This is a genomic window from Maritimibacter alexandrii, from assembly GCF_005871115.1.
GTDB classification, from domain to species: Bacteria; Pseudomonadota; Alphaproteobacteria; order Rhodobacterales; family Rhodobacteraceae; genus Maritimibacter; species Maritimibacter alkaliphilus.
Window position 1 is genome coordinate 787,926 of record NZ_SWKQ01000011.1, and the last position, 24,591, is coordinate 812,516.

Genomic DNA, 24,591 nt, shown 5'->3' on the forward strand with positions numbered 1-24,591 from the left:
TAGAAGGCTTTATTCGATGCGGCGACATTGTGACTGCATCGTTGAGAGCCTGTGGATAAACCGTCAAATTGTGGATTGTCTGTGGATAACGACTCGCGTTAAGGTTGTATCGCTTCCAGATTGGAAACGGTTCGACACGGGATGAGGACAGAACATGCGGACACATGCCCAGCAGTCTTTCGGATCGCGCCAACGACTTCCGGCCTGGGTGCCGGACACGGTTCGGACCTATCTGGCACATGTCGAAGACGGCACGTCGCTGCGCAATATCGCGCGGGAAACCGGCGTTCATGCGTCGACGGTGATGCGGCAGGTCAGGCGGTGCGAGGGATTGCGGGACGATCCGCTGGCGGACGCGGCTCTCAGGTCACTTGAAACGCTTTGGCATGGCTCGGGCCGCGACAGCGGACCGGACCGCCACGGAGGCACCGCGAAGACCATGACCCGCATACCGAACGACCATGACCGCATCGACCGGGAAGCCCTGCGCGCGCTCCGGGCGCTGACCGAACCGGGCGCGCTGCTTATCATCGCCGAGGGTGTCGAGGACGCCGTCGTCGTCGCGCATGTCGAAGAGGACCGGCCCGTGCGCCGCGCGGTGGTGCCGCGCGACGTGGCCGAAATCCTCGCCCTGAAAGAATGGATCGAAGGGCGCACGCGGGGCCGCCTGAGCCGCTATTCCATCACGCCGTCGGGCCGGACCGAGCTTGGCCGGCTGATGGCCCAGAACGAGTCGCGCAAGGTCGCCTCGATCTCGGAGGTGACGAAAACGACCGCGAAACCGGTGCAGGGGGCGCAGAAGAAACCGCGCACCGCGGGTGCGGAGCCGCCGTTGCGGGTTCTGGCCCGGCGCAAGCGCGGCGACGGGTCGGCGTTTTTGTCCAAACCCATGGTGCGTGCGGCGGAACGGTTTCGCGAAAGCTACGAGATCGCCCGCGCCGGGGGCGCCATCGGCGATGATCTGGGCGCGTTGCTCGAAGGGCATGTCCGCCCGCCGATGCCGTCGGGTGGCGGCGCGACCGCGCTTGCCATCCCGCGCCACATGACGGCGTTCCAAAGTCTCGCCAAAGCGATCGACAAGCTCGGCCCGGAGCTGTCCGAAGCCGTCATCCTGTCATGCTGTGACGAAACGGGCATGGAAGAGATCGAGGACCGGCTCGATTTCCCGGCACGGTCGGGCAAGATCGTTCTGCGGATCGCGCTGAATACGCTGGTGCGCCACTATGAAACGGTGGGCGACGAGGGTCACGATATGATCTATTGACCCTGCGCCGCCCGGCGTTCAGACCGCACGCGATTCCGGCGTGCGGGCCACCACCAAAACGTCGAAATCCAGCCCGGGAAAACTGCGCCGGATTTCACGTTTGACCATCTCGGGGCGCGGAATGTCCTCGGCGAAGGCGCGGTAACGCCCGCCGAATCCACTGTCCACCAGTCGATAGGCGAGTTCCACGCAATCGAACCCGCTCGACATGAGCGGCGAAAGCACCACATCGGGCCGATGCAACTCCATCAATTCGGTCGTCAGTTCGGCGAAATCCACGAAACGTGTTCCGGGAAGGTCACCGACCTTGTCGTTCGTGTTGGCCGCGTTCGATGAGCCGACGGCGAGCACGCGCAACGCCTCGGCACCTGTGCCTGTCGATGCGTCGATCCAATCAATGTTTTTGGTTTTATCCGGTTGACTCATTGCTCGGCTAAACCCCCTAGGAGTTATCAGGGCAAGTCCCTGTCCAAGTCACGCCACTGTAGTATGAGAGAAGTATTGATAGATTGCAAAGTGAACCTTTGGGCATTTAACTGAATAGATCAGTAACTTAGCGGGTGCGGTCGCGCGGCCACATTCAAAGGGATAGGCGAAGGCGAAAGCGGCAACGAAATGGATGCGGATACTTTCATCAGGGCGATTCCGATGCCCTGCGCCGTCATCGGTGCGGACCAGAGACTCGCGGCGCTCAATCCCGCTGCGGAGCGGCTTTTCGGCGGTGCCGTTCTGGGTCGGCACTATGCGGCGGTGTTCCGTCAGCCAGCCCTTCTCGACCGGATCGAGACCGTCATGCAGACCCGCGTGCCCGCGCAGGCGCGCCATATCGCATCGGGCGAGGCGCGGGAGCGGCTTTACGACGTGTCGATCACGCCGCTCGACGCCGGAATGGGCACAATTCTGGCCTTCGACGATGTGACGGCGCTGGAAGAAGCGGGCGAGATGCGGTCGGAATTCGTGGCCAACGTCAGCCACGAACTGCGCACGCCGCTGACCGCCATTTCGGGCTTCGTCGAGACCCTGCGCGGCCCGGCGCGCGACGATGCCGCCGCGCGCGAGCATTTCCTGAAGATCATGGAAAGCGAGACGCGGCGGATGCACCGTCTGGTGGACGATCTGTTGTCGCTGGCCAAGGTCGAGGACACCGAGGGGTTGCGACCGACCGAGCAGCAGGATGTGGCGGAACTCCTGCTGAACGCCGCGTTGAACTTGCAGGGGCAGGCGGATGATCGGCTGGTGCAGCTTCATGTGCGCGGCTGCGACGCGCCCGTCATGGCCCCGGCGGACCCCGATCAGCTTACGCAGGTGTTCACCAACCTGATCGAGAACGCGATCAAATACGGCGGCAGCGGCGGCGAGGTCACGGTCACACTGTCTCAGGTTCAGCACGATCCCCGTCTGCGCGGGCCGGGCCTGATCGTCGCGGTCACGGACAAAGGCGAGGGCATCGACGAGCGGCACCTCGGCCGGTTGACCGAGCGATTCTACCGGGTCGACGATCACCGCTCCCGCGGGATGGGCGGCACCGGGCTGGGTCTTGCCATCGTCAAGCATATCGTGAATCGGCATCGCGGGCGTCTGCGGATCGAAAGCACGCCGGGGCAGGGGAGCACATTCAGCGTGGCCTTGCCGACGCGATAGACAACCCGGGCGAGTTGTCCACATCTGATTTGGACTGTGTTACACGCTTGTTACAAAACTGTCGCAAAACGATAGCGGACTCACCCTAGTGAGGCGCCCAGTGCGACGCGGAACGTGTCGCCTGCTGCAAACCAAACCAGGAGACACTCATGTCCTTTGCGAAACTGACCGCCTCGACCCTGGCGATCGCTGCCATGACCACCGGCGTTGCCGTCGCGCGTGACCAGGTCCAGGTGGCTGGCTCGTCCACCGTGCTGCCCTATGCCTCGATCGTCGCCGAAGCCTTTGGCGAAAACTTCGACTTCCCGACCCCGGTCGTGGAATCGGGCGGCTCCTCGGCGGGCCTCAAGCGCTTCTGCGAAGGCGTCGGTGAAAACACCATCGACATCGCGAACGCCTCGCGCGCGATCCGTGAAAAGGAAATCGCCGCCTGCGCCGAAGCCGGCGTGACGGACATCATCGAAGTGCGCATCGGCTACGACGGCATCGTGTTCGCCTCGCAGCTGAACGGCCCGGAGTTCACCGCCTTCACCGAAAGCGACATCTTCAACGCGCTGGCGCCGAAGGTCATGGTCGACGGCGAGCTGGTCGACAACCCGCACACCAAGTGGTCGGACTTCAACGCCGATCTGCCGGACGCCGAAATCCTCGCCTTCATCCCCGGCACCAAGCACGGCACCCGTGAAGTGTTCGAAGAGAAAGTCATCGCGGCTGGCTGCGAAGCCACCGGCGCGATGGAAGCCATGATCGCCGGCGGCATGTCGGAAGACGACGCCGAAGACGCCTGCCTGATGGTCCGCACCGACGGCATGTCGGTCGACATCGACGGCGACTACACCGAGACGCTCGCCCGTATCGACGCCAACACCAACGCCATCGGCGTCTTCGGCCTCGCGTTCTACGAGAACAACACTGACAAGCTGAAAGTGGCGACCATGTCGGGCGTCGAGCCGACCACCGAGACCATCGCCGCTGGCGATTACCCAGTGTCGCGCCCGCTCTACTTCTACATCAAGAAGGCCCACATCGGCGTCATCCCCGGTCTGAAGGAATACGCCGAGTTCTTCGTCGCTGACGAGATCGCCGGCCCCGACGGCCCGCTGTCGAACTACGGCCTCGTCGCCGATCCCGAGCTTGCCGCCACGCAGGCCATGATCGCGAACGAAGAGACCATGAACTAAGGTTTTCAGACCTTCGAAACCGGTCGGCGCGGGGGTGACCTCGCGCCGATCTTTACCGCGGGAAAGACGTACGGTGCGTTTCCCGAACCTAAAGGTGGCCCGCCGATGTCCCCTCTGATCCTTCTCGCCATCGTCCTTGCGCTCACGGTCGCAGGCTATGTCATGGGCCGCCAGCGCGCGGTCGGTTCGGTCGTGGACGTGCGAAAGCTGCACAGTCTGCCGAATTTCTACGGGATGAACGTGGCGATGCTCGCCTTCGTCCCCGCCGTCCTGCTGCTTGCCATCTGGGTTATCGTGCAGCCGCTCGTCGTCGCCGGGCAGGTGCGCGGCGATATTCCCGATACGCTTTACGAGACGCGGGGCGAACTCAGCCTCGTGATGTCGGACGTGCAGCGCGTGGCCTCGGGCCTCGACACCGCGATCGCCCAAGGCGTGCTCGCGCCGGGTGATATCGAAGGGCTGGACGCGACCACGGTCCGAGACACGCTGGGCGGCGTCGGCGTCGCGCTCGGCTCGGACGTAAGCGAAGAGGTTCTGGCCGCCGCGCTCGACTATCGCGCCGCGTCCAACACCGGGGATTGGGTGCGCACCGTCGTCGTGCTCGTCGTCGCGGTCGCCGGGTTCCTTTACGCCTATCTCGGCACCTCGGGCACGCTGCGGGCGCGCAACCGGGTCGAGACTGGCATCTTGATCCTGCTCATCACCGCCGCCCTCATCGCGATCCTGACGACGCTCGGCATCGTGCTGTCGCTTCTGTTCAATACAATCGAGTTCTTTGGCCTTTACCCGGCGGACGAGTTCTTTTTCGGCACCACCTGGTCGCCCTCGTTCGGTGGCGGCTCGCAACTGGGTATCCTGCCGCTTCTGTGGGGCACGCTCTATATCTCGCTCATCGCGCTGGCGGTGGCCGTGCCCATCGGCCTGTTCGCCGCGATATATCTGTCGGAATACGCAAGTTCCAAGGTGCGCAGCATCGCCAAACCGATGCTCGAGGTGCTCGCGGGCATTCCCACCATCGTCTACGGCCTGTTCGCGCTGCTGACGGTCGGGCCGCTTCTGGTCGGCATTTTCGGGGACGGTGGCATTCTGGGCGTCGGCTGGATGCAGGGCGGAACCGCCGTGATGACTGCAGGCCTTGTGATGGGGATCATGCTGATCCCCTTCGTGTCCTCGCTGTCCGACGACATCATCAACGCGGTGCCGCAGGCGATGCGCGACGGTTCCTACGGGCTTGGCGCGACGCAATCCGAAACGATCCGTCAGGTGGTCATGCCCGCAGCCCTTCCGGGCATCGTCGGCGCGATCCTTCTGGCCGCCTCGCGCGCCATCGGCGAGACGATGATCGTCGTGCTCGGGGCAGGGGCCGCGGCCCGCCTGTCGCTGAACCCGTTCGACGCCATGACGACGGTGACCGCCAAGATCGTGAGCCAGCTCACCGGCGACGCGGATTTCGCCAGCCCCGAGGCTCTGGTCGCCTTTTCACTGGGCATGACGCTTTTCGTCGTGACCCTCGCCCTCAATGTCCTCGCCCTCTACATCGTGCGCAAATACCGGGAGCAGTACGAATGACCGACGCGACCAACACCGGCTCGCTCTACGACGTCGACGCGCGCACGAAAAAGCGCAACGCGGCCGAGAAACGGTTCAGGATCTACGGCATGATCGCCATCGGTCTGGGCCTCGTGTTCCTCGTGGCGCTGCTGTCCACCATCGTCGTGCGCGGCATCCCGGCGTTCCAGCAGACCAAGCTGACGCTGCCTATCGCGCTGCCGGAAGAAACGCTCGACAAATCCGGCGTGCGCGACATCGAGGTGATGAAGAAAGTCTCGACCTTCGGTTACAACCCGCTCATCGAACAGGCGCTGGCCGACGCGCTGGACGCGAACGGCATCGAAAACCCGTTCGAGGACGCCAAGGGGCTGAAACCGATCCTGTCCTCGTCGGCCGCCGCCGTCGTGCGGGACGAGGTGCTGGCGAACCCGGATCTGGTGGGCACGACCCACAGCTTCGAAATCCTCGCGGCGAGCCGAGTTGACGGCTACCTCAAGGGCCGGGTGACGCGCGAAAGCGTGGCGCGTGACAACAATATCGATGCGGCCCATTTCGACGTGGTGGATGCGTTGCGCGACGCAGGCATCATCGCCAAGGGCTTCAACTTCGACTTCATCACCGGGGCGGATGCCTCGGAAAGCCGACCGGAGCAGGCGGGGATCGGGGTGTCGATGCTGGGTTCGCTCTTCATGATGTTCGTGGTGCTGGGCCTGTCGCTGCCCATCGGCGTCGCGGCCTCGATCTATCTGGAGGAGTTCGCGACCCAGAACCGCTTTACCGACATCATCGAGGTGAACATCTCGAACCTCGCCGCCGTGCCGTCGATCGTCTTCGGTATTCTGGGTCTGGCCGTCTTCATCCAGTTCATGCATCTGCCGCAGTCGGCCCCGCTGGTCGGCGGCCTGGTCCTGACGCTGATGACGCTGCCGACCATTATCATTTCGACCCGCGCGTCGCTGAAAGCCGTGCCGCCATCGATCCGCGAGGCGGCTCTGGGCATCGGCGCGTCCAAGATGCAGACGGTGTTCCATCATGTCCTGCCGCTGGCCATGCCCGGCATCCTCACGGGCACCATCATCGGGCTGGCACAGGCGCTTGGGGAAACCGCGCCGCTGCTTCTGATCGGGATGGTCGGCTACATCGCGTCGAACTACCCGGACGGGGTGGCGAGCGGGTTCCTCGACCCGAACTCGGCCATGCCCGCGCAGATCTACGAATGGGCCAAGCGCGCCGATCCGGCCTATTACGAACGGGCATGGGGCGGGATCATCATCCTGCTCGTGTTCCTCATGACCATGAACATCCTGGCGGTCATCCTGCGCCGTCGTTTCGAGCGCCGCTGGTAATCGCGGGCAGGGGGAACTTATGATGAAAGACAATGTGGAAAACAAAGTCGGGGTGGATGCGATGAACGTGAAGTTCTCAGCGAAGGACGTGCAGGTCTATTATGGCGACAACCACGCCATCAAGGACGTGAACGTCGACATCCTCGACAAGACCGTGACGGCCTTCATCGGCCCGTCGGGCTGCGGCAAGTCGACCTTCCTGCGGTCCCTGAACCGGATGAACGACACGATCCCGATCTGCCGGGTCGAGGGCGATATCCTGCTCGACGGCGAAGACATCAACGCGCCGCAGGTAGACCCGGTGCAATTGCGCGCCAAGGTCGGGATGGTGTTTCAGAAGCCGAACCCGTTCCCCAAGTCGATCTACGACAACATCGCCTATGGCCCGCGCATTCACGGGCTTGCCCGCAACAAGGCCGAACTCGATGAAATCGTCGAAAAATCCCTGCGCCGCGGCGCGATCTGGGACGAGGTGAAGGATCGTCTCGACGCGCCAGGCACCGGCCTGTCCGGCGGTCAGCAGCAGCGCCTGTGCATCGCGCGGGCGGTGGCGACCGAGCCGGAAGTGCTTCTGATGGACGAGCCGTGCTCGGCGCTCGACCCCATCGCCACGGCGCAGGTCGAGGAACTGATCGACGAACTCAAGGCCAACTATTCGGTCGTGATCGTCACGCACTCGATGCAGCAGGCCGCGCGCGTCAGCCAGAAGACCGCGTTCTTCCATCTGGGCAACCTCGTCGAATACGACGACACGACGACTATCTTCACCAATCCGCGCGACACGCGGACGGAAAGCTACATCACCGGCCGTATCGGCTGAGGAGGGCAGAGACATGAACGATCCCCATATCGCAAAAGCCTTCGACCGCGATCTCGAAGCCATTCAGGCGCTGGTCATGAAAATGGGCGGGCTGGTCGAAGAAGCGATCCGCGAAGCCGCCAAATCGCTCAAGACCCGCGACACGGAGCGTGCCGAAAAGGTGCGTCAGGGCGACCGCAAGATCGACGAGCTTGAAGACCTCATCAACACCCAGTGCGCGCAGCTTCTGGCGATCCGGCAGCCGGCCGCGACCGATCTGCGCACCGTGCTGACGGTGATGAAGATCGCCGGCAACCTCGAACGCATCGGCGACTATGCCAAGAACATCGCGAAACGGACCGAGGTTCTGTCGCACATGCAGCCCATCGAAGGGGCGTCGAGCGCGATTCGCCGCATGTCGAAAGAGGTCGAAGCGATGCTGTCCGATGCGCTGGACAGCTATATCCGCCGGGATGCGACGGTGGGCGAGGATGTGCGGCACCGCGATCTGGAAGTCGACCAGATGTATAACGCGCTGTTCCGCGAATTCCTGACGTTCATGATGGAAGATCCGCGCAACATCACCGCCTGTATGCATCTGCATTTCATCGCCAAGAACATCGAACGGATGGGCGACCACGTGACCTCGATCGCGGATCAGGTGATCTATCTGTCCACGGGCCAGTTCCCGGATGACCAGCGACCCAAGGACAACCAGTCCATCTACAAGGTCGAGGGGTTTGAAGAGGCGGAAGAATGAGCACCGACAAGCCGCTCGTGCTGCTGGTCGAGGATGAACCGGCGCAACGGGAAATCCTGCGCTACAACCTCGCATCCGAAGGCTATGACGTGTCGATCGCCGAGAATGGCGACGACGCGATGGTGCTGGTCGAAGAAATCGGGCCGGACCTGATCCTGCTGGACTGGATGCTGCCGGGTGTTTCGGGGATCGAGATCTGCCGCCGCGTGAAATCGCGGCGCGAGACGACGGATATTCCCGTCATCATGCTCTCGGCGCGGTCGGACGAGATGGACCGGGTGAGGGGGCTGGAAACCGGCGCCGACGATTACATGGTCAAACCGTTCTCGGTGCAGGAACTTATGGCGCGCATCCGCACGCAATTGCGTCGCACGCGCCCCGCGAGTGTCGGGCAGCAGCTTGCCTATGAGGACATCATCCTCGACGGCGAGACCCATCGCGTCACGCGCGGCGGCGATCCGATCAAATTGGGTCCGACCGAATTCCGGCTTTTGACGACCTTCATGGAAAAACCGGGCCGCGTCTGGAGCCGTGAACAACTTCTGGACCGGGTCTGGGGCCGTGACGTCTATGTCGATACGCGGACCGTCGATGTGCATGTCGGGCGGCTGCGCAAGGCGCTGTGCAAGACCGGGGGGGACGATCCGTTGCGCACGGTTCGAGGCACGGGATACGCGCTTGGCTAGGGCGCGTTTGCGTTTATTGCTTCGAGGGGAGCACAGGTTTCCTAAATGCTTAGTTTCGGGCGGCAAATATGGTTTATGCGTATAATCAGTATTATGTAAAATAACCGTACGCCGGATTAAACGAAACTTTCCAATACCTTACCAAGACCTTCTGTCGCACTATCACACTCGCAAATAGCAAAAAATTCGCATTTTGTGTGCATATACACTCGACAACCCATACGAATGGTGGCTTTCTTCGGGCTCAAATGACACTCTGCCGTCAAGGGGCGTTCACGAAAGTGGGACGACGGAGTGCAAGCGACGGGATGAGGTACTGATGCTTGATGTGCTCGAACACATCGTGCGAGCAAGAACGCTCCAACAAGTCTGGCAATTGCACTGCGACAGGATGGCGACATTCGGGTTCGACAGGCTGATTTACGGATATACGCGCTTCGCGACGCCCAACTCGGTTGGCGAGCTGATCGACGCGCTGTTTCTGACCAACCACAATCCAACGTATTTCCGGCAGTTCATCGAGGAGCGCATGTTCCTGCACGCGCCCCTCACCCGTTGGGCGCGTGAGAATGAAAGCGGATACTGCTCCTGGGGTGCGCTGTGGACGCGGCCTGAGGATCTGACCGAGAAAGAGCTGGAGGTGATCGCCTTCAACCGCGCGATGAACGTGACCGCGGGATATACGGTAGCGGTTCCGACCGCGTCGGATCGGTCTCATGCGCTGTTCGCGCTGACCGGCGCGCATGGGCTGACCCAGCAGGATCTGGACGAGATCTGGGCGGAAAACGGCAAGGAAATCGATGTGTTATGCAACATCGTTCACCTGAAGATCGCCTCGCTGCCGATCGAGACCAACCGCCCCAAGCTGTCCAAGCGCCAGTTGGAAGTGCTGGAATGGGTGTCGGAAGGCAAATCGAACCAGGATGTCGCGACGATCATGGACGTCTCGGTCCCGACCATCGAAAAGCACCTGCGCCTCGCGCGCGAAAAGCTGGGCGTGGACACCACCGCGCAAGCCATTGCCAAGATTACCTTCCTGAACCAGATCCACGTGCGCAGTTCGCAAGGTGGCGCGGTGCAGTTGAACGACGATGTGGATGACGGATCGTCCTATGTCAGCCGCCGGTTGCGCCGCGCGGACGAAGACTACTGACGGTTGTCAAACACGTCCAAAAGAGTAAGGAAAACCAGCAGAAAGTAAGGAAAACCTTACTGGTATCTCGCGAAGAAATGCGAGATTGTGTCTCTGTTCCGTGAGTGGTGGCAATTGATGCCTTTGGAACTGGGGATGGGGCACTCGCGATTTCGGGATCGCTCCATTCCCGTCTCACCCCCTGCCGATCTCAGCTTCAATCGTCAGCCCGTTGTCGGCCAAAGAAAATCCCGGCACGCGTCGGCGCACCGGGTTCCGTCATGTGTGGGCCGGGCACCCTGCCCGGCCCGATTCTTATCCGGATCAGGCGCCGGCGGCCTTGGCCACTTCGGCGGCGAAGTCTTCTTCGACCTTCTCGATGCCTTCGCCGACTTCCATACGGATGAAGCCGGTGATCGTCGCGCCCGCTTCCTTCGCGGCCTGCTCGACCGTCAGGTCCGGGTTGATGACGAAGTTCTGGCCCAGAAGCGTGACTTCCGAGAGGAACTTCTTCATGCGGCCTTCGATCATCTTCTCGATCACCTGCTCCGGCTTGCCGGATTCGCGGGCGATCTCGATCTGGATCTGACGCTCTTTCTCGACGATGGCCGGGTCGAGCGAGGCCTGATCGAGCGAAGCCGGGTTCGCGGCGGCGACGTGCATCGCGACCTGCTTGCCGAAGGCTTCGTCACCGCCGGTCATCGCGACGAGGACACCGATCTTGCCGAGGCCGTCAGCCACGGCGTTGTGCACGTAGGTCACGACCGTCTCGCCCGAGATCTTCTCCATGCGGCGCACGCCCATGTTCTCGCCGATCTTCGCGATGGCGTCGGTAATCATGGTCGAAACCGGCTTGCCGTCGATGTCGGCCTCTTTCAGCGCGTCCACGTCGGCCACGTTCAGCGCGGCGGCGGCGATCTTGGTGACCATGCCTTGGAATTCGGCGTTCTTGCCGACGAAGTCGGTTTCCGAGTTCACTTCGACCGCGATGCCGGTGTCGCCCGACACGGCGACGGCGACGAGGCCCTCGGCAGCGGTGCGGCCCGATTTCTTGGCGGCGGTGGCAAGACCCTTGGTGCGCAGCCAGTCCATCGCGGCGTCCATGTCGCCGTCGGTCTCGGTCAGCGCCTTCTTGGCATCCATCATGCCCGCGCCGGATTTCTCGCGGAGTTCTTTCACTTGTGCAGCGGTGATCGCCATCTTGGCTCTCCTTCGTAATGTACGGGGTCCGTTAGAAACGGGTCCGAGGGCGGTGTGCCCGCCCTCGGTTACAGGACTATGACGAAGATCAGGCTTCGGCCTGCTCTTCGGCGACAGCTTCCTCGACCATGCCTTCTTCCAGCGCGCCGACGTCGATGCCGGCGGCTTCGAGCTGACCGGACATGCCGTCAAGCGCGGCGCGGGCGGCCAGATCGCAGTAAAGCGCGATGGCGCGGGCGGCGTCGTCGTTGCCGGGGATGATGTAGTCAACGCCATCGGGCGAGCAGTTGGAGTCGACAACGGCCACGACCGGGATGCCCAGCTTGTTGGCTTCCTTGATGGCGAGGTCTTCCTTGTTCACGTCGATGACGAACAGGAGGTCGGGACGGCCGCCCATTTCGCGGATACCGCCGAGCGAAAGCGTCAGTTTCTCCTGATCGCGTTCCATGCCCAGACGCTCTTTCTTCGTCAGGCCTTCGGCACCGGCGGCGAGCTGCTCGTCATAGGCCTTGAGGCGGTTGATCGACTGCGACACGGTCTGCCAGTTGGTCAGCGTGCCACCGAGCCAGCGGTGGTTCATGTAGTACTGGGCCGATTTCTCGGCGGCTTCGGCGATCGGCTTCGACGCCTGACGCTTGGTGCCGACGAACAGGATGCGGCCGTTCTTCGCGACCGTTTCACGGATCACGTTCAGAGCGGCGTCCAGCATCGGGACGGTCTGGGTCAGGTCGAAAATGTGGATGCCGTTCCGCTCACCGTAGATGAACTCGCCCATGCGGGGGTTCCAACGCTGAGTCTGGTGGCCGAAGTGAACGCCAGCTTCCAGAAGCTGACGCAGAGTGAATTCAGGGAGCGCCATGTCCATATTCCTTTTCCGGTTTGCGCCTCGGCGGGGCTTCTAGGTTTGGACGAAACTTCGCCCTCACCAACCGGTGGACCTGCACGGGATTTCTCCCCGTCAGGCCCGACCCCGCCTGTGAAGTAGGGCGGCCAATACGGGGCTTTGGCCCTGTTGGCAAGGGGTTTCGCGGTTTTTCAGCTTGTTTTCGCTGAAATTGGCGTAGGGTCGGATCAAAGGGCCCGCAATCAGGCGGGCGGGACAGGAGGATCAATGGCATTTCCCGACTTCATACAGGCATTCCCCGCCCTCGACATCCCGTTTCCCGAGGATGTGGTTTCGGCGCGGGCGATCCAATCCGACGCGGGCCTCGTCGTCTTTTTCACCTTCCATCAGGATTTCGAGATCCCGGAGCACAGCCACAAATGGCAATGGGGCACGCTCATCTCGGGCGAGATCGAAATGACCATCGACGGCGAGGTGCAGACCTGCGGTCCCGGCGACACATGGAACCTGCCGACGGGCGTGCCGCATAGTGCGCGCATCAAGGCCGGGACAACCGCCATCGACGTGTTCGAAGAAGCGGATCGGTATCCTTTGCGCGCTTGATCGGCCCTAACCCGGCTTGCGGTTTTCCCGGTGGGTTGCCAAAAGCGGGTGATGAACGGGACAAGCGATATTCTTTGCATCGGCAGCGTGCTGTGGGACGTGATCGGGCGCACCGACGCGTCGATGCGGCAGGGCAATGACGTGCCGGGGCGCATTACGCGCCTGCCGGGCGGTGTGGCGCTGAACATCGCCATGACGCTGAAACGCTTCGGGCTGACCCCTGCCCTGTTGTCCATCGTCGGCTCGGACCCCGAGGGCGACGAACTCGTCACCGCCTGCGACGACATGGGGCTTATCACCGCGTTTCTGCTGCGCGATGCACGACTGCCGACCGACAGCTACATCGCCATCGAGGACAATGGCGGGCTGGTGGCGGCGATGTGCGACGCGCATTCGCTGGAGGCGGCGGGCGACCGTATCCTCGCGCCCCTGTTCGACGGCCGGTTGGGGAGCGCCGAGGCCCCCTACAGCGGCCCCGTGGCGCTGGACGGGAACCTGACCGAGGCGCTGCTTATCGACGTGGCCGAGCACCCTGCCCTGCGCAAAGCCGATCTCAGGATCGCCCCGGCGAGCCCCGGCAAGGCGACACGGCTGACCCCGCTGCTCGCCCATCCCGGCGCGACGCTTTACGTCAATCTGGAAGAGGCCGGGCTGATCCTTGGCCGGACCTTCGACGCGGCCTTCCACGCCGCCGATGCGCTGGTCGCCGCCGGGGCGACGCGGGCGCTGGTCACGGATGGCGCACGGTCGGCGGCGCTTGGCGAATATGCAGGCACGATCAGCGATACCCCGCCACGAGTTCCGCAAAAACGCGTGACCGGCGCAGGCGACACCTTCATGGCGGCCCATATCGCGGCGGAGAGGCGCGGCGAAAGCGGTGTGATCGCGCTGCGCACGGCGTTGAACGCCGCCGCCACTTATGTATCGGGAGAGGACCCCGCATGATCGACATTCATTACTCGCCCGAAGTGGCCGACGCGCGCGCATCCGGCGCACCCCTCGTGGCGTTGGAAAGCACCATCATCACCCACGGGATGCCCTGGCCGCAGAACATGGAAACGGCGCGCGAGGTCGAGGCGACGATCCGCGCCGCGGGGGCCGTGCCCGCAACCATCGCGGTCTTGTCGGGCCGCTTGCACGTGGGCCTGACGGATGACGAACTCGAGACGCTGGGTCAGGCCAAGGACGTGGCCAAGCTGTCACGTGCCGATATCGCGGCCTGTATCGCCACGGGGGGCACGGGGGCCACGACCGTGGCCGCGACGATGATCGCGGCGCATCTGGCGGGCATCCGGGTCTTCGCGACCGGCGGGATCGGCGGTGTGCATCGGGGCGCCGAAACCTCGTTCGACATATCCGCCGACCTGATCGAATTGGCCACGACCCCCGTGACCGTGGTGGCAGCCGGGGCCAAAGCGATTCTGGATCTGCCGAAAACGCTGGAAGTGCTGGAAACCAACGGGGTGCCTGTCATCGCCTATGGTCAGGACGACTTCCCGGCGTTCTGGTCGCGTGCGTCCGGCCTTGGCGCACCGCTCAGGATGAACAGCGCCGAAGACATCGCACGGGCAGCCGAGACGCGCGCAGCGATGGGCCTGTCGGGCGGGCAACTCGTCGCCAACCCGATCCCGCAGGAATACGAGATCGCGCAAGAGGTGATCGGCCCGATCATCGAGGCCGCGCTGGACGAAGCCGAGGCGCAGGGGATCAAGGGCAAAGCGGTCACGCCCTTCTTGCTCGACCATATCTTCCGGGCGACCGACGGGGCTTCGCTCACCGCCAATATCGCCCTCGTTCTGAACAATGCGCGCCTTGGGGCGGGGATTGCGCGGGCGCTTGCAGGAAAGTGATACCACGGCGGAACCTCACCATTGCCGTGCCGCGCCGCAGCGCCTAGATAGCGTGTAACGCCCGAACCCCGGACCATTATGAACGCCAAGCCCACCCCGCCCGACCATCCGCGCAGACGCCGTCGCTTCTTCGCAGGGTTCAGGAACAATTTTCTCACGGGGCTGGTCGTCGTCGCGCCCATCGCGCTGACCATCTGGCTGATCTGGACCTTCATCGGCTGGATCGACGGCTGGGTGCTGCCCTTCGTGCCGAAAAGCTACCACCCGGACATGCTGATCCAACGCTACCTTGGCGACAAGGAGTGGTTCATCGCCGTCTTCGGCGAGAACGTGACGGTGAACATCCGGGGCCTCGGCGTCGTCATCTTCCTGCTCTTCACGATTTTCGTGGGCTGGATCGCCAAGGGGATTCTCGGACGTCAGTTCATCGCATGGGGCGAAAACCTCGTCGATCGGATGCCCATCGTCCGCTCGCTCTACAACGGGATCAAGCAGATCGCCGAAACGGTGTTCGCGCAGACCGACACCAAATTCGACAAGGCCTGTCTGGTCGAATATCCCCGCAAGGGGCTGTGGGCCATCGCCTTCATCTCGACGAACGCGAAGGGTGAGATCGCCAAGCGCATCCCGGTGGATGAAGAGATCATATCGGTGTTTCTGCCGACCACGCCGAACCCGACCTCGGGCTTCCTTCTCTTCGTGCCGCGCCATTCGGTGATCGAACTCGACATGACGGTCGAGGATGCGGCGAAACTCGTCATTTCGGCGGGCCTCGTCTATCCGAACAAGAAAGACACGGTGGAAAACAAAGGCGGCACGCCGCTGCCCAAACCGGCGGAATGACGGCGGCGCTGACCGGGTTCGCGACCGGCTTTTCCCTGATCCTCGCCATCGGCGCGCAGAACGCCTTCGTCCTGCGCCAAGGGCTATTGCGCAGCCATGTGTTCTGGCTGTGCCTGTTCTGCGCGGCGTCCGACGCGCTCCTCATCACCGCAGGCGTCGCGGGCTTCGGCGCGATGGTCGCGGCGGCACCCTGGCTGCCGCTTGTGATGAGCCTTGGGGGTGCTGCGTTCCTGATCGTCTACGGCCTCACCAGGCTCATCGCGGCATGGCGCGGCGGCGATGCGATGGAGATCGGCGGCGCGGACCATTCGCTGTGGAAGACACTTGCCATCGCGGCGGCGTTCACCTGGGCCAATCCGCATGTCTACCTCGATACGCTGGGCCTGATCGGTGCCGTGTCCACACAATACCCCGATTGGCCCACCCGCATCACCTTCGGCGCCGGGGCCGTCATCGCGAGCTTCGTTTTCTTCTTCGGCCTTGGCTACGGCGCCCGGTTCCTCGCGCCCATCATGCGCTCGGCGCGGGCGTGGCAAGTGCTCGACCTTTTGATCGGGCTGACGATGCTGGCGATTGCGGCGAAGTTGATCGTAGGGGTGGTCTAGTTCGCTGCGGCCACGTCATCCAACAAGATCTGGTTTAGCACGCACCACAAGGGATAGTTCACCAAGCCGCGGTGGTCGTCGATGACGCTGCCATGTGCACGCATGTTCCAAAGCGGGCCATTGGCTGGCGCAACGGACGGGGCGAGACCCACGCCATTGTGCCAAAATGGCCTTGGCAATGACACATCATGCCGGATCTGTACCAGCGCCGTGGATTGACCTTTTTCGGGTTTGACTCGTGGGCCGGCCTCTACGTCCCAGCCTCTGCCCGCGTTGTGATGGTTTCCCTGAATTTGGCTGACGCGGGCGTCGTAAAGCCAATTGCCCTGTGGCGCACACAAGCTGGTGTCTGGCACATTAGCGTTGACGTATGTGGAAAGCCCGCCCGCGCGCGCGTTGGTGATGATGTCGAAGTCAGCGCCGATCGCCGGACCGTCGATCTCCCACCTCTTCACGCCGTCGCGGTTGGTAACATAATAGTTCGCTCGGGCATAACCGATCGTGATCCGGTCGTTTGAATCGATCGAGTTGGAAAAGTGGCTTGCGAGTGGGAACAGGTAGCCAGTCGCCCAATCGCAGTTCAGAAGCCCGTCACCGCTCCGTTCCTCAGGCCCCCATTTGTCACAGATTGAGGTTATGGAGATGTAAACCGGCTTTTGGGTGGCGGGGAAAAGTGTCTCAAGGCTCGTTTCTGCCGGGTCCAGAAGCCGTGACCATTCCGGCGAAAGCCCTGCGCCGTCACGCATAGCCAATTGCAGCCTTGTCCACTTCTGCGATTCAGCTGCTGGATTGAACAGAACGGTGAGGTTGCCGAGCGGCGGCTGGAAAGCCTGACCGCGATGATCCTGCCCATGTCGGCGGAGATCCTCTTCGAGTTCGGTCATAAGACCTGTCGCCAACAGGTTTCCTCCGAGCGAATGCCCCATGACGATCATGCGGTCGTCAGAGTTGTCCAAGTCCAACTCAGATTGGATATCACGCAGGTCGGCAATGACGATTTCCGACAGTGTTTCGGATATGGCCTTTCGTTCCCCCAGAGTGAACGCGGCCGGAATGATACTCGGAAAATTGCTTTTGCGTTCGGTCTCCTCGTCATGTTGCCGTCCGCGCCAACCGATGTAGACACCAAGTACCTCGGTCGTGTCGGCCATTCGCCCGCGTTGGTCGAGGAAGCTGCGCGTGTAGTTAAGCATCGTCCGGAAGCCCTGTACGTCCCGGTTGTTGACTTCGGCGTCGTGACGCCAACCGTGCACATAGGCGACGAGGACCGTGTCCCGGCCAGCTTGGCGGTTTTGGCGGATTTGGGATTTGATCAGAAGAAATTGGCTGTCGCTCAACCGCGCTGCGGGGTGATCGCCGAATTCGAGAAAGGCCAGATCGTAGCGCGCGGGTGCATCAGGTGGCGTATCCGGTGCGACATGCTCTTGATAGGCGCATCTTGCCTGCTCGGAGTCCTCTCGAGATGTTGCAGAGACGATGCGGACTGGGTTTGCACCGCAGTCTGCGTTGCGATAGGCGTAGTTGACGGCGGTTTCACCACAAGACACAAGGCACGACGCACAGAGCACAAGGATCAGAATAAGACCAGTTCGCATTCCTTTGGCCATTGTGCCCCCCCGAAAATAAATACCTGAACTATAATTTCCTCAGTTTTTGCCAAATCTGGTGAACGGTCAATTACCCATCAGGCGGTCTCGGTTGGGTGGGCGGTGCAGCACGCAAGTCGCGGCTCTTCGCACAAACTGCCGACAGGCCACGCATGTATTGTGCGGTGCCGGGATAACAATCACGAGTAGAGGGCTCCGACCGGACACCAAAAAAACGCCGGCACTAGGGCCGGCGTTCAGTCATTGAGGCAGGTTTCATACAGGCAAGAAACCTATCGAGCAGTGTCCTCAATATAGAGGCAGCAACTTCAAAGTCCAAGCTAAAAGTTTGAAAAGCCAAGGAACGCCCACTAGGCTCGCCACAAACAGGCGCAGTACGGGGGACCGTTTCCAATGACATTCGCAGTTCATCGCCGATTCGCCCAACATATGTTGGGGATCGCTCTTGCAGGCACAATTGGCGGGATGGCCCAAATGGTACATGCCGAACCCAAGCACGGCATCGCCATGTATGGGGAACCGGCCCTTCCCGCGGATTTCAAGCACTTGCCGCAAGCCAACCCGGATGCGCCCAAGGGGGGCGAGATCGTCTTTGCCGAATCGGGGTCGTTCGATTCCCTGCATCCGGTCATCACCAAGGGCAACCCGCCCTGGCAATTGCGCTACATGATCTTCGAAAGTCTGCTGGGCCGGTCCTATGACGAGCCGTTCACGCTTTACGGCCTTCTGGCCGAGACGGTCGAAACCGGGCCGAACCGCGAATGGGTCGAATTCACGCTGCGCGAAGAGGCGGCGTTCTCGGACGGCTCGCCGGTCACGGTCGAGGATGTGATGTGGTCTTACGAAATCCTCGGGACCGAGGGGCATCCGCGCTATCTCGGCGCATGGGGCAAGATCGAGAAGATGGAGCAGACCGGCCCGCGCTCGGTCCGGTTCACGTTCAACACGGTCGATTTCGAACTACCGCTCATCATGGGGCTGCGGCCCATCCTGAAGAAGGCCCAATGGGAAGGGCATGACTTTCAGGCGTCGGGCATCGACGTGATCCCGATCGGGTCGTCGCCCTATGTGATCGGGGATTTCGAACCGGGGCGGTATCTGAACCTTGAACGAAATCCCGACTACTGGGGCAAAGACGTGCCGTTCATGCAGGGTCAGATGAATTTCGACACGATCCGGTATGAATTCTACGGCGACGGCGACGTGGTGTTCGAGGCGTTCAAGGCGGGCGAAGCCAACACCTACCGCGAAACCAACGCCGAGAAATGGGCGACGCAATACGACTTCCCGGCGGTGCAATCGGGCGACGTGGTGCTGTCGGAGATTCCGCACAAGCGCCCGACCGGCATTCAGGGCTATGTCATGAACACCCGCAGCCCCCAGTTTCAGGACTGGCGGGTGCGCGAGGCGATGATCCAGGTCTTCAACTTCGAGTTCATCAACCAGACCCTGAACGGCGGTCGCGAGCCGCGCATCCAGTCCTATTTCCACAACTCGGTTCTGGGGATGGAGGTCGGCGCCCCGGCGACGGGCCGCGTGGCCGAAAACCTGAGCGCCTATGACGACCTGCCGCCGGGCGCGCTCGAGGGATACGCCCTGCCCGCCTCGGACGGGTCCGAGCGCAACCGCGCCGGTGTCGCCCGTGCGCTGGACCTGATGGCCGAGGCCGGATGGACGGTGCAGGACGGCGTGATGAAGAACGAAGCGGGCGATGAGTTCACCTTTGAAATCGTGCTCAATCAAGGCGCGACGCAGGACCGGCAGGTGATCGACATCTACGCCGCGTCGCTGGCCCGGATCGGGATCACGCCGACGATCTCGGCGATGGACTCGGCGCAATATACCGAGCGCACCAACAGCTACGATTTCGACATGGCCCCCTACTGGCGGTCGCTGTCGCTGTCGCCGGGCAACGAGCAACGCCTTTACTGGGGCTCGGCCATGGTGGGCGAGAACGGGTCACGCAACTGGATGGGTGTCGAATCCGAGGCCGTGGACGGGTTGATCGAGGAAATGCTGACGGCGGACAGTCAGGACGATTTTCAAGCCGCGACCAAGGCGCTGGACCGGGTGCTCACGGCAGGTCGCTACGTGATCCCGATCTGGTATTCCGACGTGTCCCGGGTGGCCCATGTGAAAGAGCTGCACTACCCCGAGACGCTGCCGATGTACGGCGACTGGCTGGGTTTCCAGCCGGAGCTTTGGTGGTACGAAGAGTAATGGCGCGGCGCTGGCGGGGGCGCTGCCCCCCCCCTCGCGCAATGTCGTAACCGGAATGACCTAGCCGTTGGGCAGAAGCAATGAGGCGTCGCCGTAGCTGAAAAAGCGGTAACGGTTCTCGATGGCGTGGGCATAGACCTCGCGCATCCGCTCCATGCCCATGAGCGCCGAGACCAGCATCATCAGCGTCGATTTCGGCAGGTGGAAATTGGTCATCAGCCCGTCGGTGATCTTGAAGGCATAGCCGGGCCGGATGAAGATATCCGTCGGGCCGCGCCAAGGCTCGATCCGGCCCGGAGCCATGGCCGCGCTTTCGATCAGCCGAAGCGCCGTGGTGCCCACCGGAATGATCCGGCCTCCGGCAGCGCGGGTCGCGTTGATTTCGGCGGCCGCGGCTTCGGTCACTTCGCCCCATTCTGCGTGCATCGTGTGGTCGGACACGTCGTCCACCTTGACGGGCAGGAACGTGCCCGCGCCGACATGAAGCGTGACATGGGTGCGGGTCACGCCCCGCGCGTCCAGCGCCGCAAGCAGCGCATCGTCGAAATGGAGCGAAGCGGTGGGGGCCGCGACCGCGCCGGTCTGGCGCGCCCAGACGGTCTGATAGTCCTCGCGGTCCTGCGCATCCGCCCGGCGCTTGGCCTCGATATAGGGCGGGAGCGGCATTCGCCCCGCCTCGGCCAGTGCCGCATCGAACGCCGCGCCCGTGAGGTTGAAGGTCAGCACCGCCTGCCCTTCGGACCGTGACAGGACGGTGGCGCTGAGGCCCGCGGCGAAGTCGATGGTTTCGCCATCCTTCACCTTGCGCAGCGGCTTGACCAGCGCCGACCACGCGCCGGGTTGTGCATCCGGGGCAAGCAGCGTCACTTCGATCCGCGCCTGCGCCTCGCCCCGCGTCCGCGTGCCTTCGAGCCGGGCCGGGATCACCCGCGTGTCGTTCAGCACGAGCCGGTCGCCGGGGCGAAGCCAATCGACCAGATCCGTCACCACCCCATCGGTGATCCGGGCGCGCTCGGCGATCAGCAGACGGGCCGAGGACCGGGGCCGGGCCGGCCGGGTCGCGATCAGATCCTCGGGCAGGTCGAAATCGTAGTCTGAAAGCCGGGTCCCAATGGCATCGGTCGTCATGTCGGCCTCACGGTGTGGGTTGCTGCGGCGCTTGCCTTCGGAAAACCTCGCGTAGCACACCCGGCGTCAGGATCGAAAGCGGATTGATCCCCACGTTAGGCTTTTTAGCGGGGCCGGTCAGCGTGAAGTTGAACCCGACGAGTCCCTCGCCGTCGCGCGCGCTCACCGCGCGGCCCAGCGAGTTGATGAGGTAGAAGGGCGACAGCGTGCCCTGCATGTCGAGCGTGTTGGACCCCAAGTTGTAATACCCGTCCATCGACAGGCCGAGCGAGGCGGAGACGGCGGAGGACGAATAGAGCGTAAGACGTTCGGGCGAGAGGTTGAAACGCCCCTTCACCTCGGAAAAGCCGATGCCTGGGCCGTCCAGTTGGTCGAGCAGACCGACGACCGAGATCGCGGACAGAAGCTCGGCCATCGCGGGCGCTTCCACGAGGCGCGTGTCGGTGAGCGTGACGGAGCCTTCAAAGGTGCCCTTCTGGCCGGTCGGGGCGAGCACGACCTCGAGCGCGCCCCCGCTGGCTTTGGTGAAGAGGTTGAGACCGCGCAGAATCTCGCCGCCCTGTGCCGCGTTGATCCGGTAGGCCGCACCGTTCTCGGTCTGGGCCACCGTGCCGGTGAGTTGCGCGCCGCCGCTTACCTGTGACGTGAACGTGCCGCGCAGGCCGCCGGACAGGTCGAAGTTCCCCCGGAAGCCCTGCAAGGCGATGCCCTCGGCGATCACCAGTTCATCCAGCGTCAGGTCGAGCGGCGACGCGGGGCCACGCGCGCCACCGGACGACCCGCCGGACGAAAGCCCGGCGTTGCGCAGGTCGGCACGCCCGCCGCGCACGGCAATGGCGATGGGCGCGTTCCCCCGCCCGGTGAGCGTGACGGGGGCGTCGAGCCAGCCGCCGAGCCGCACGCGCGAGAAACTGGCGCGGTCGAGGCCGCCCGACTTGGTCGTGATCGTGCCGGATGCGGACAGGCCGGGCGCGGTGAGCGACAGGGTTTCGACCGTCGGCGTCGGGCCGAGTGTGGCGGTCAGGTCGAGCTGGCCGGAGGTGCCTGCGGCCTTGCTCCACCCGGTGCCGGGAATGGCCAGACGCGCGCCGACGAGGGTCGAACTGGCGGTCAGCGTGATCGGCTGATTGGGCACGATACGGGCCGTGAACTGCGCAGGCGCGGCACCGTCGAGGATCGCGGAGGAGAGGCCAAGGTTGAATTCCTCGACCAGCGCCTGACCGACCGTGATCGTGCCTTCGACCGTGGACCCCTGCCCTGCGGTCTCGGGCGCGATGGGCTGCACCCATGTCGCGCGCACGTCGACGTCGCCGATCTTGCCCGGCCCCGTGACCTCGATCGCCTCGGGCCGCGCGGTGAAGTCGAGCCGCTCCGCGGTCAGGGTGCTGCCCTTGATGATCTGGTCCGTGCGCACGTCGAACACCGACCCGGCCACGTCGAACTGAATATCCTCGATCGGGATCACGGGTTTCTGGAGGAAATTCACCGTGCCGTGGGCCGATACCCGTCCGGTGGCGACGTCCGGCCCGAAATCGTTGTTCTTGAAGACCTCGAACGGCGGCAGCTCCAGCAGCGCGAAGGCGCCCTGCACCGGCCCCTCGATCTTCACGTCGGCCTGCGCGGGGCCTTGCTTGACCGTCACATCCGGCACGGTGAAGCTGCTGCCCGAGACGTCCATGTCCATCCCGTTGGGCGCCGTCATGGTGCCCTGATCCACCCCGACGACGAAGCGTTGGTTGGCCAGCGACATATGGCCCGAGGCATCGTGGACGACAGGCATCTGCTTCATCACGCGGACTTGGGCGCCGGTGGCTTCGGACCCCATCATCAGAACCGCCGATTTCAGCGAGGGGCCGCGCAGCGCCATGTGCACATCGCGCAGCGCGCCCGCCTCGACGTTGCGGAACATCCAGTCGCGCGGCTTGGGGGCCACCGTCTTGGGCCAGACCTGTTTGAGGTTCGGCACGTCGATGGACGGGATATGCGCGTTCAGGGCCATCGCCCATTCGTCGCCCGCCGCCGTGATCCGCCCGTCGAGGTTGAAGCGCGTCGATCCGCGAAACAGGACGACCTGCCCGATATCCACCGAGAAGGGCGAAAGTTTCACCCGGAAATCGGCAAACCCGCGGTCGATGGTCACCGGGGCGTCGAAGACCTCCGGCGTCGTGAACGAGGCCCGGTTCACGCGGATCTGCCCGATCACCGATTGCGGCCAGTCGTTCTGGAAGTCGGCGAGCATGAGTTTGCCGTCCAGCTCGATCTCGCCCAGATCCGAGGTGAAGGTAAGACCGGAGAGTTGCAGCGCCTGTTGCTCCGGGTCGTAGTCCAGATACCCCTTGGCGCCGCCGAAGCCCACAGGATGCGAGGTCGGGTTGGGTTTGATCGCGCCTTCCTTGATCTCCATCGCGCCTGCGAGGTCCGAGATCGTGCCGTCGCCCGCGATGGTCGTGCGCAGGGCCCCGTCGATGGGGGCGTCGATCAGGTTCAGAAACGACAGCGCCGCCGATTGTGCGCCGATGTCGCGCGCGGCGGCGTTGCGGAAGCTGATCGACAAGGTCGCGGCGCTATCGGCCTTGGCGGTGCGCAGGCCCAGTTCGACCTCGGCCAGTTCGTCGGTCTGGTTGAAGACGTCGAAGCTCACTTCGGTTTCGACGATCTTGTCGGTCTGCCCCACCACCAGCCGTCCGTCGGTCACCTGCCAGATGCGGCCCGTCCGGGCGTCTTCCAGCGTGATGGTCAGGCCGAGCGCCTCGACATGAACCGCTTCGGCAAGGATACCGCCGTCGAACACCGCGTCGAATTCGTCGAGCACGTCGGCGAGATTGCCGGTGGCGGTGTCGCCCTGCCCGAATTGCAGCGCGAAGCTGCCGTCCGCCAGCCGCCGGAACGTCACCTGCGCCCCGGACAGGATCACGGTGCGCGGCACGAATTCACCCTGAAACAGCGGCGCAAGACGCACGCCGCCTTCGATCGAGTTCAATTGCGCGATGTCGAGGCCGGAGGCGTCCCTGAGCCCCACATCGACCAGACGCAGCCGGGGCCGGCCCTTGGGCGTGACACCCAGTTCGATGCGGCGGAGTGTGATCGACCCTTCGGGCATCGCCGTATTGAGTTCGGTCTCGACCCGTTCGGCGACCCAGTCGGGCAAGGCGATGGCCCGGCCGGTCAGCGACATCGAGGCCAATGTCAGAAACAGCCCCACGGCGGCGATGGCGAGGACGGACCAGATACCGAGGTGAAAATGCAGCCGCCGCGGTCGCCACCGCGCGGCACGGGACGACGCGTCCGTGGGGCGCGAAGGCGGCTCGTGCTCAGTCGGTTCGGTCATCTC

The 24,591-nt window shown here is 63.5% G+C and carries 21 protein-coding genes; 15 read left to right on the plus strand and 6 right to left on the minus strand.

Translation table 11 applies throughout. From position 1 onward, the window contains the following. Window positions 1–154 precede the first annotated feature (154 nt). Entirely contained in the window at window positions 155–1,264 is a 1,110-nt protein-coding gene (locus FCT00_RS11990) for a DUF6456 domain-containing protein (protein WP_138423185.1), read from the plus strand. 18 nt (window positions 1,265–1,282) lie between these two features. Here FCT00_RS11990 and FCT00_RS11995 read toward each other — a convergent pair whose 3' ends face one another. Next, window positions 1,283–1,690, minus strand: coding sequence for a hypothetical protein (locus FCT00_RS11995; protein ID WP_008328792.1), 408 nt, complete (start codon window positions 1,688–1,690; stop codon window positions 1,283–1,285). A gap of 222 nt (window positions 1,691–1,912) precedes the next feature. Between FCT00_RS11995 and FCT00_RS12000 the strand changes: the two genes are divergently transcribed. The 8 genes from FCT00_RS12000 (at window position 1,913) to FCT00_RS12035 (ending at window position 10,381) form a co-directional block, all read left to right on the plus strand. Further along, on the plus strand, window positions 1,913–2,905 hold the full coding sequence (locus tag FCT00_RS12000) for a sensor histidine kinase (protein ID WP_235889016.1): 993 nt from the start codon (window positions 1,913–1,915) through the stop codon (window positions 2,903–2,905). 149 nt (window positions 2,906–3,054) lie between these two features. Then, window positions 3,055–4,086: a substrate-binding domain-containing protein gene (locus tag FCT00_RS12005; RefSeq protein ID WP_008328794.1), complete on the plus strand. Its 1,032-nt coding sequence runs from the start codon at window positions 3,055–3,057 to the stop codon at window positions 4,084–4,086. Window positions 4,087–4,191: 105 nt separating this feature from the next. Further along, window positions 4,192–5,655, plus strand: coding sequence for a phosphate ABC transporter permease subunit PstC (pstC, locus tag FCT00_RS12010; RefSeq protein WP_138423186.1), 1,464 nt, complete (start codon window positions 4,192–4,194; stop codon window positions 5,653–5,655). Further along, window positions 5,652–6,983, plus strand: a complete 1,332-nt coding sequence (pstA, locus tag FCT00_RS12015; protein WP_138423187.1) for a phosphate ABC transporter permease PstA — start codon at window positions 5,652–5,654, stop codon at window positions 6,981–6,983. Before pstC ends, pstA begins: the two co-directional genes overlap by 4 nt. A 22-nt stretch (window positions 6,984–7,005) precedes the next feature. Next, a complete protein-coding gene (pstB, locus tag FCT00_RS12020) occupies window positions 7,006–7,803 on the plus strand; it encodes a phosphate ABC transporter ATP-binding protein PstB (protein WP_138423315.1) in 798 nt (265 codons plus the stop codon). Between the two features lie 13 nt (window positions 7,804–7,816). Further along, on the plus strand, window positions 7,817–8,542 hold the full coding sequence (phoU, locus tag FCT00_RS12025; RefSeq protein WP_138423188.1) for a phosphate signaling complex protein PhoU: 726 nt from the start codon (window positions 7,817–7,819) through the stop codon (window positions 8,540–8,542). Further along, the gene (gene phoB / locus FCT00_RS12030) at window positions 8,539–9,228 is read left to right on the plus strand and encodes a phosphate regulon transcriptional regulator PhoB (RefSeq protein WP_008328799.1); all 690 of its coding nucleotides are present in this window, start codon (window positions 8,539–8,541) and stop codon (window positions 9,226–9,228) included. Before phoU ends, phoB begins: the two co-directional genes overlap by 4 nt. 319 nt (window positions 9,229–9,547) lie before the next feature. After that, a complete protein-coding gene (locus FCT00_RS12035) occupies window positions 9,548–10,381 on the plus strand; it encodes a helix-turn-helix transcriptional regulator (RefSeq protein WP_083783333.1) in 834 nt (277 codons plus the stop codon). Window positions 10,382–10,684: 303 nt separating this feature from the next. On the opposite strand, the gene tsf is transcribed toward FCT00_RS12035, so the two are convergent. Both tsf and rpsB read right to left on the minus strand, forming a co-directional pair. Continuing rightward, on the minus strand, window positions 10,685–11,560 hold the full coding sequence (gene tsf, locus FCT00_RS12040) for a translation elongation factor Ts (protein ID WP_138423189.1): 876 nt from the start codon (window positions 11,558–11,560) through the stop codon (window positions 10,685–10,687). Window positions 11,561–11,648: 88 nt separating this feature from the next. Continuing rightward, the gene (gene rpsB / locus FCT00_RS12045) at window positions 11,649–12,419 is read right to left on the minus strand and encodes a 30S ribosomal protein S2 (RefSeq protein WP_138423190.1); all 771 of its coding nucleotides are present in this window, start codon (window positions 12,417–12,419) and stop codon (window positions 11,649–11,651) included. Window positions 12,420–12,671: 252 nt separating this feature from the next. On the opposite strand from rpsB, the gene FCT00_RS12050 reads away from it, so the two are divergent. The 5 genes from FCT00_RS12050 to FCT00_RS12070 all read left to right on the plus strand — a co-directional run bounded on the left by FCT00_RS12050 (window position 12,672) and on the right by FCT00_RS12070 (window position 16,305). Next, window positions 12,672–13,007: a cupin domain-containing protein gene (locus FCT00_RS12050; protein ID WP_138423191.1), complete on the plus strand. Its 336-nt coding sequence runs from the start codon at window positions 12,672–12,674 to the stop codon at window positions 13,005–13,007. Between the two features lie 51 nt (window positions 13,008–13,058). Beyond that, window positions 13,059–13,952, plus strand: coding sequence for a PfkB family carbohydrate kinase (locus FCT00_RS12055; RefSeq protein ID WP_138423192.1), 894 nt, complete (start codon window positions 13,059–13,061; stop codon window positions 13,950–13,952). Then, entirely contained in the window at window positions 13,949–14,857 is a 909-nt protein-coding gene (locus FCT00_RS12060; RefSeq protein ID WP_138423193.1) for a pseudouridine-5'-phosphate glycosidase, read from the plus strand. Before FCT00_RS12055 ends, FCT00_RS12060 begins: the two co-directional genes overlap by 4 nt. Before the next feature lie 78 nt (window positions 14,858–14,935). Beyond that, window positions 14,936–15,700: a DUF502 domain-containing protein gene (locus FCT00_RS12065; RefSeq protein WP_008328806.1), complete on the plus strand. Its 765-nt coding sequence runs from the start codon at window positions 14,936–14,938 to the stop codon at window positions 15,698–15,700. After that, the gene (locus tag FCT00_RS12070; RefSeq protein ID WP_138423194.1) at window positions 15,697–16,305 is read left to right on the plus strand and encodes a LysE/ArgO family amino acid transporter; all 609 of its coding nucleotides are present in this window, start codon (window positions 15,697–15,699) and stop codon (window positions 16,303–16,305) included. The genes FCT00_RS12065 and FCT00_RS12070 overlap by 4 nt, the downstream gene beginning before the upstream one ends. On the opposite strand, the gene FCT00_RS12075 is transcribed toward FCT00_RS12070, so the two are convergent. Beyond that, window positions 16,302–17,912 (minus strand): hypothetical protein, encoded by a 1,611-nt coding sequence (locus FCT00_RS12075; protein ID WP_138423195.1) that lies wholly within the window; start codon window positions 17,910–17,912, stop codon window positions 16,302–16,304. The genes FCT00_RS12070 and FCT00_RS12075 overlap by 4 nt on opposite strands. A gap of 474 nt (window positions 17,913–18,386) precedes the next feature. On the opposite strand from FCT00_RS12075, the gene FCT00_RS12080 reads away from it, so the two are divergent. Continuing rightward, window positions 18,387–20,132, plus strand: coding sequence for an extracellular solute-binding protein (locus FCT00_RS12080; protein WP_138423316.1), 1,746 nt, complete (start codon window positions 18,387–18,389; stop codon window positions 20,130–20,132). 60 nt (window positions 20,133–20,192) lie between these two features. Here FCT00_RS12080 and queA read toward each other — a convergent pair whose 3' ends face one another. Continuing rightward, a complete protein-coding gene (queA, locus tag FCT00_RS12085; RefSeq protein WP_138423196.1) occupies window positions 20,193–21,260 on the minus strand; it encodes a tRNA preQ1(34) S-adenosylmethionine ribosyltransferase-isomerase QueA in 1,068 nt (355 codons plus the stop codon). A gap of 7 nt (window positions 21,261–21,267) precedes the next feature. Beyond that, window positions 21,268–24,588, minus strand: coding sequence for a YhdP family protein (locus tag FCT00_RS12090; RefSeq protein WP_138423197.1), 3,321 nt, complete (start codon window positions 24,586–24,588; stop codon window positions 21,268–21,270). Window positions 24,589–24,591: the final 3 nt, after the last annotated feature.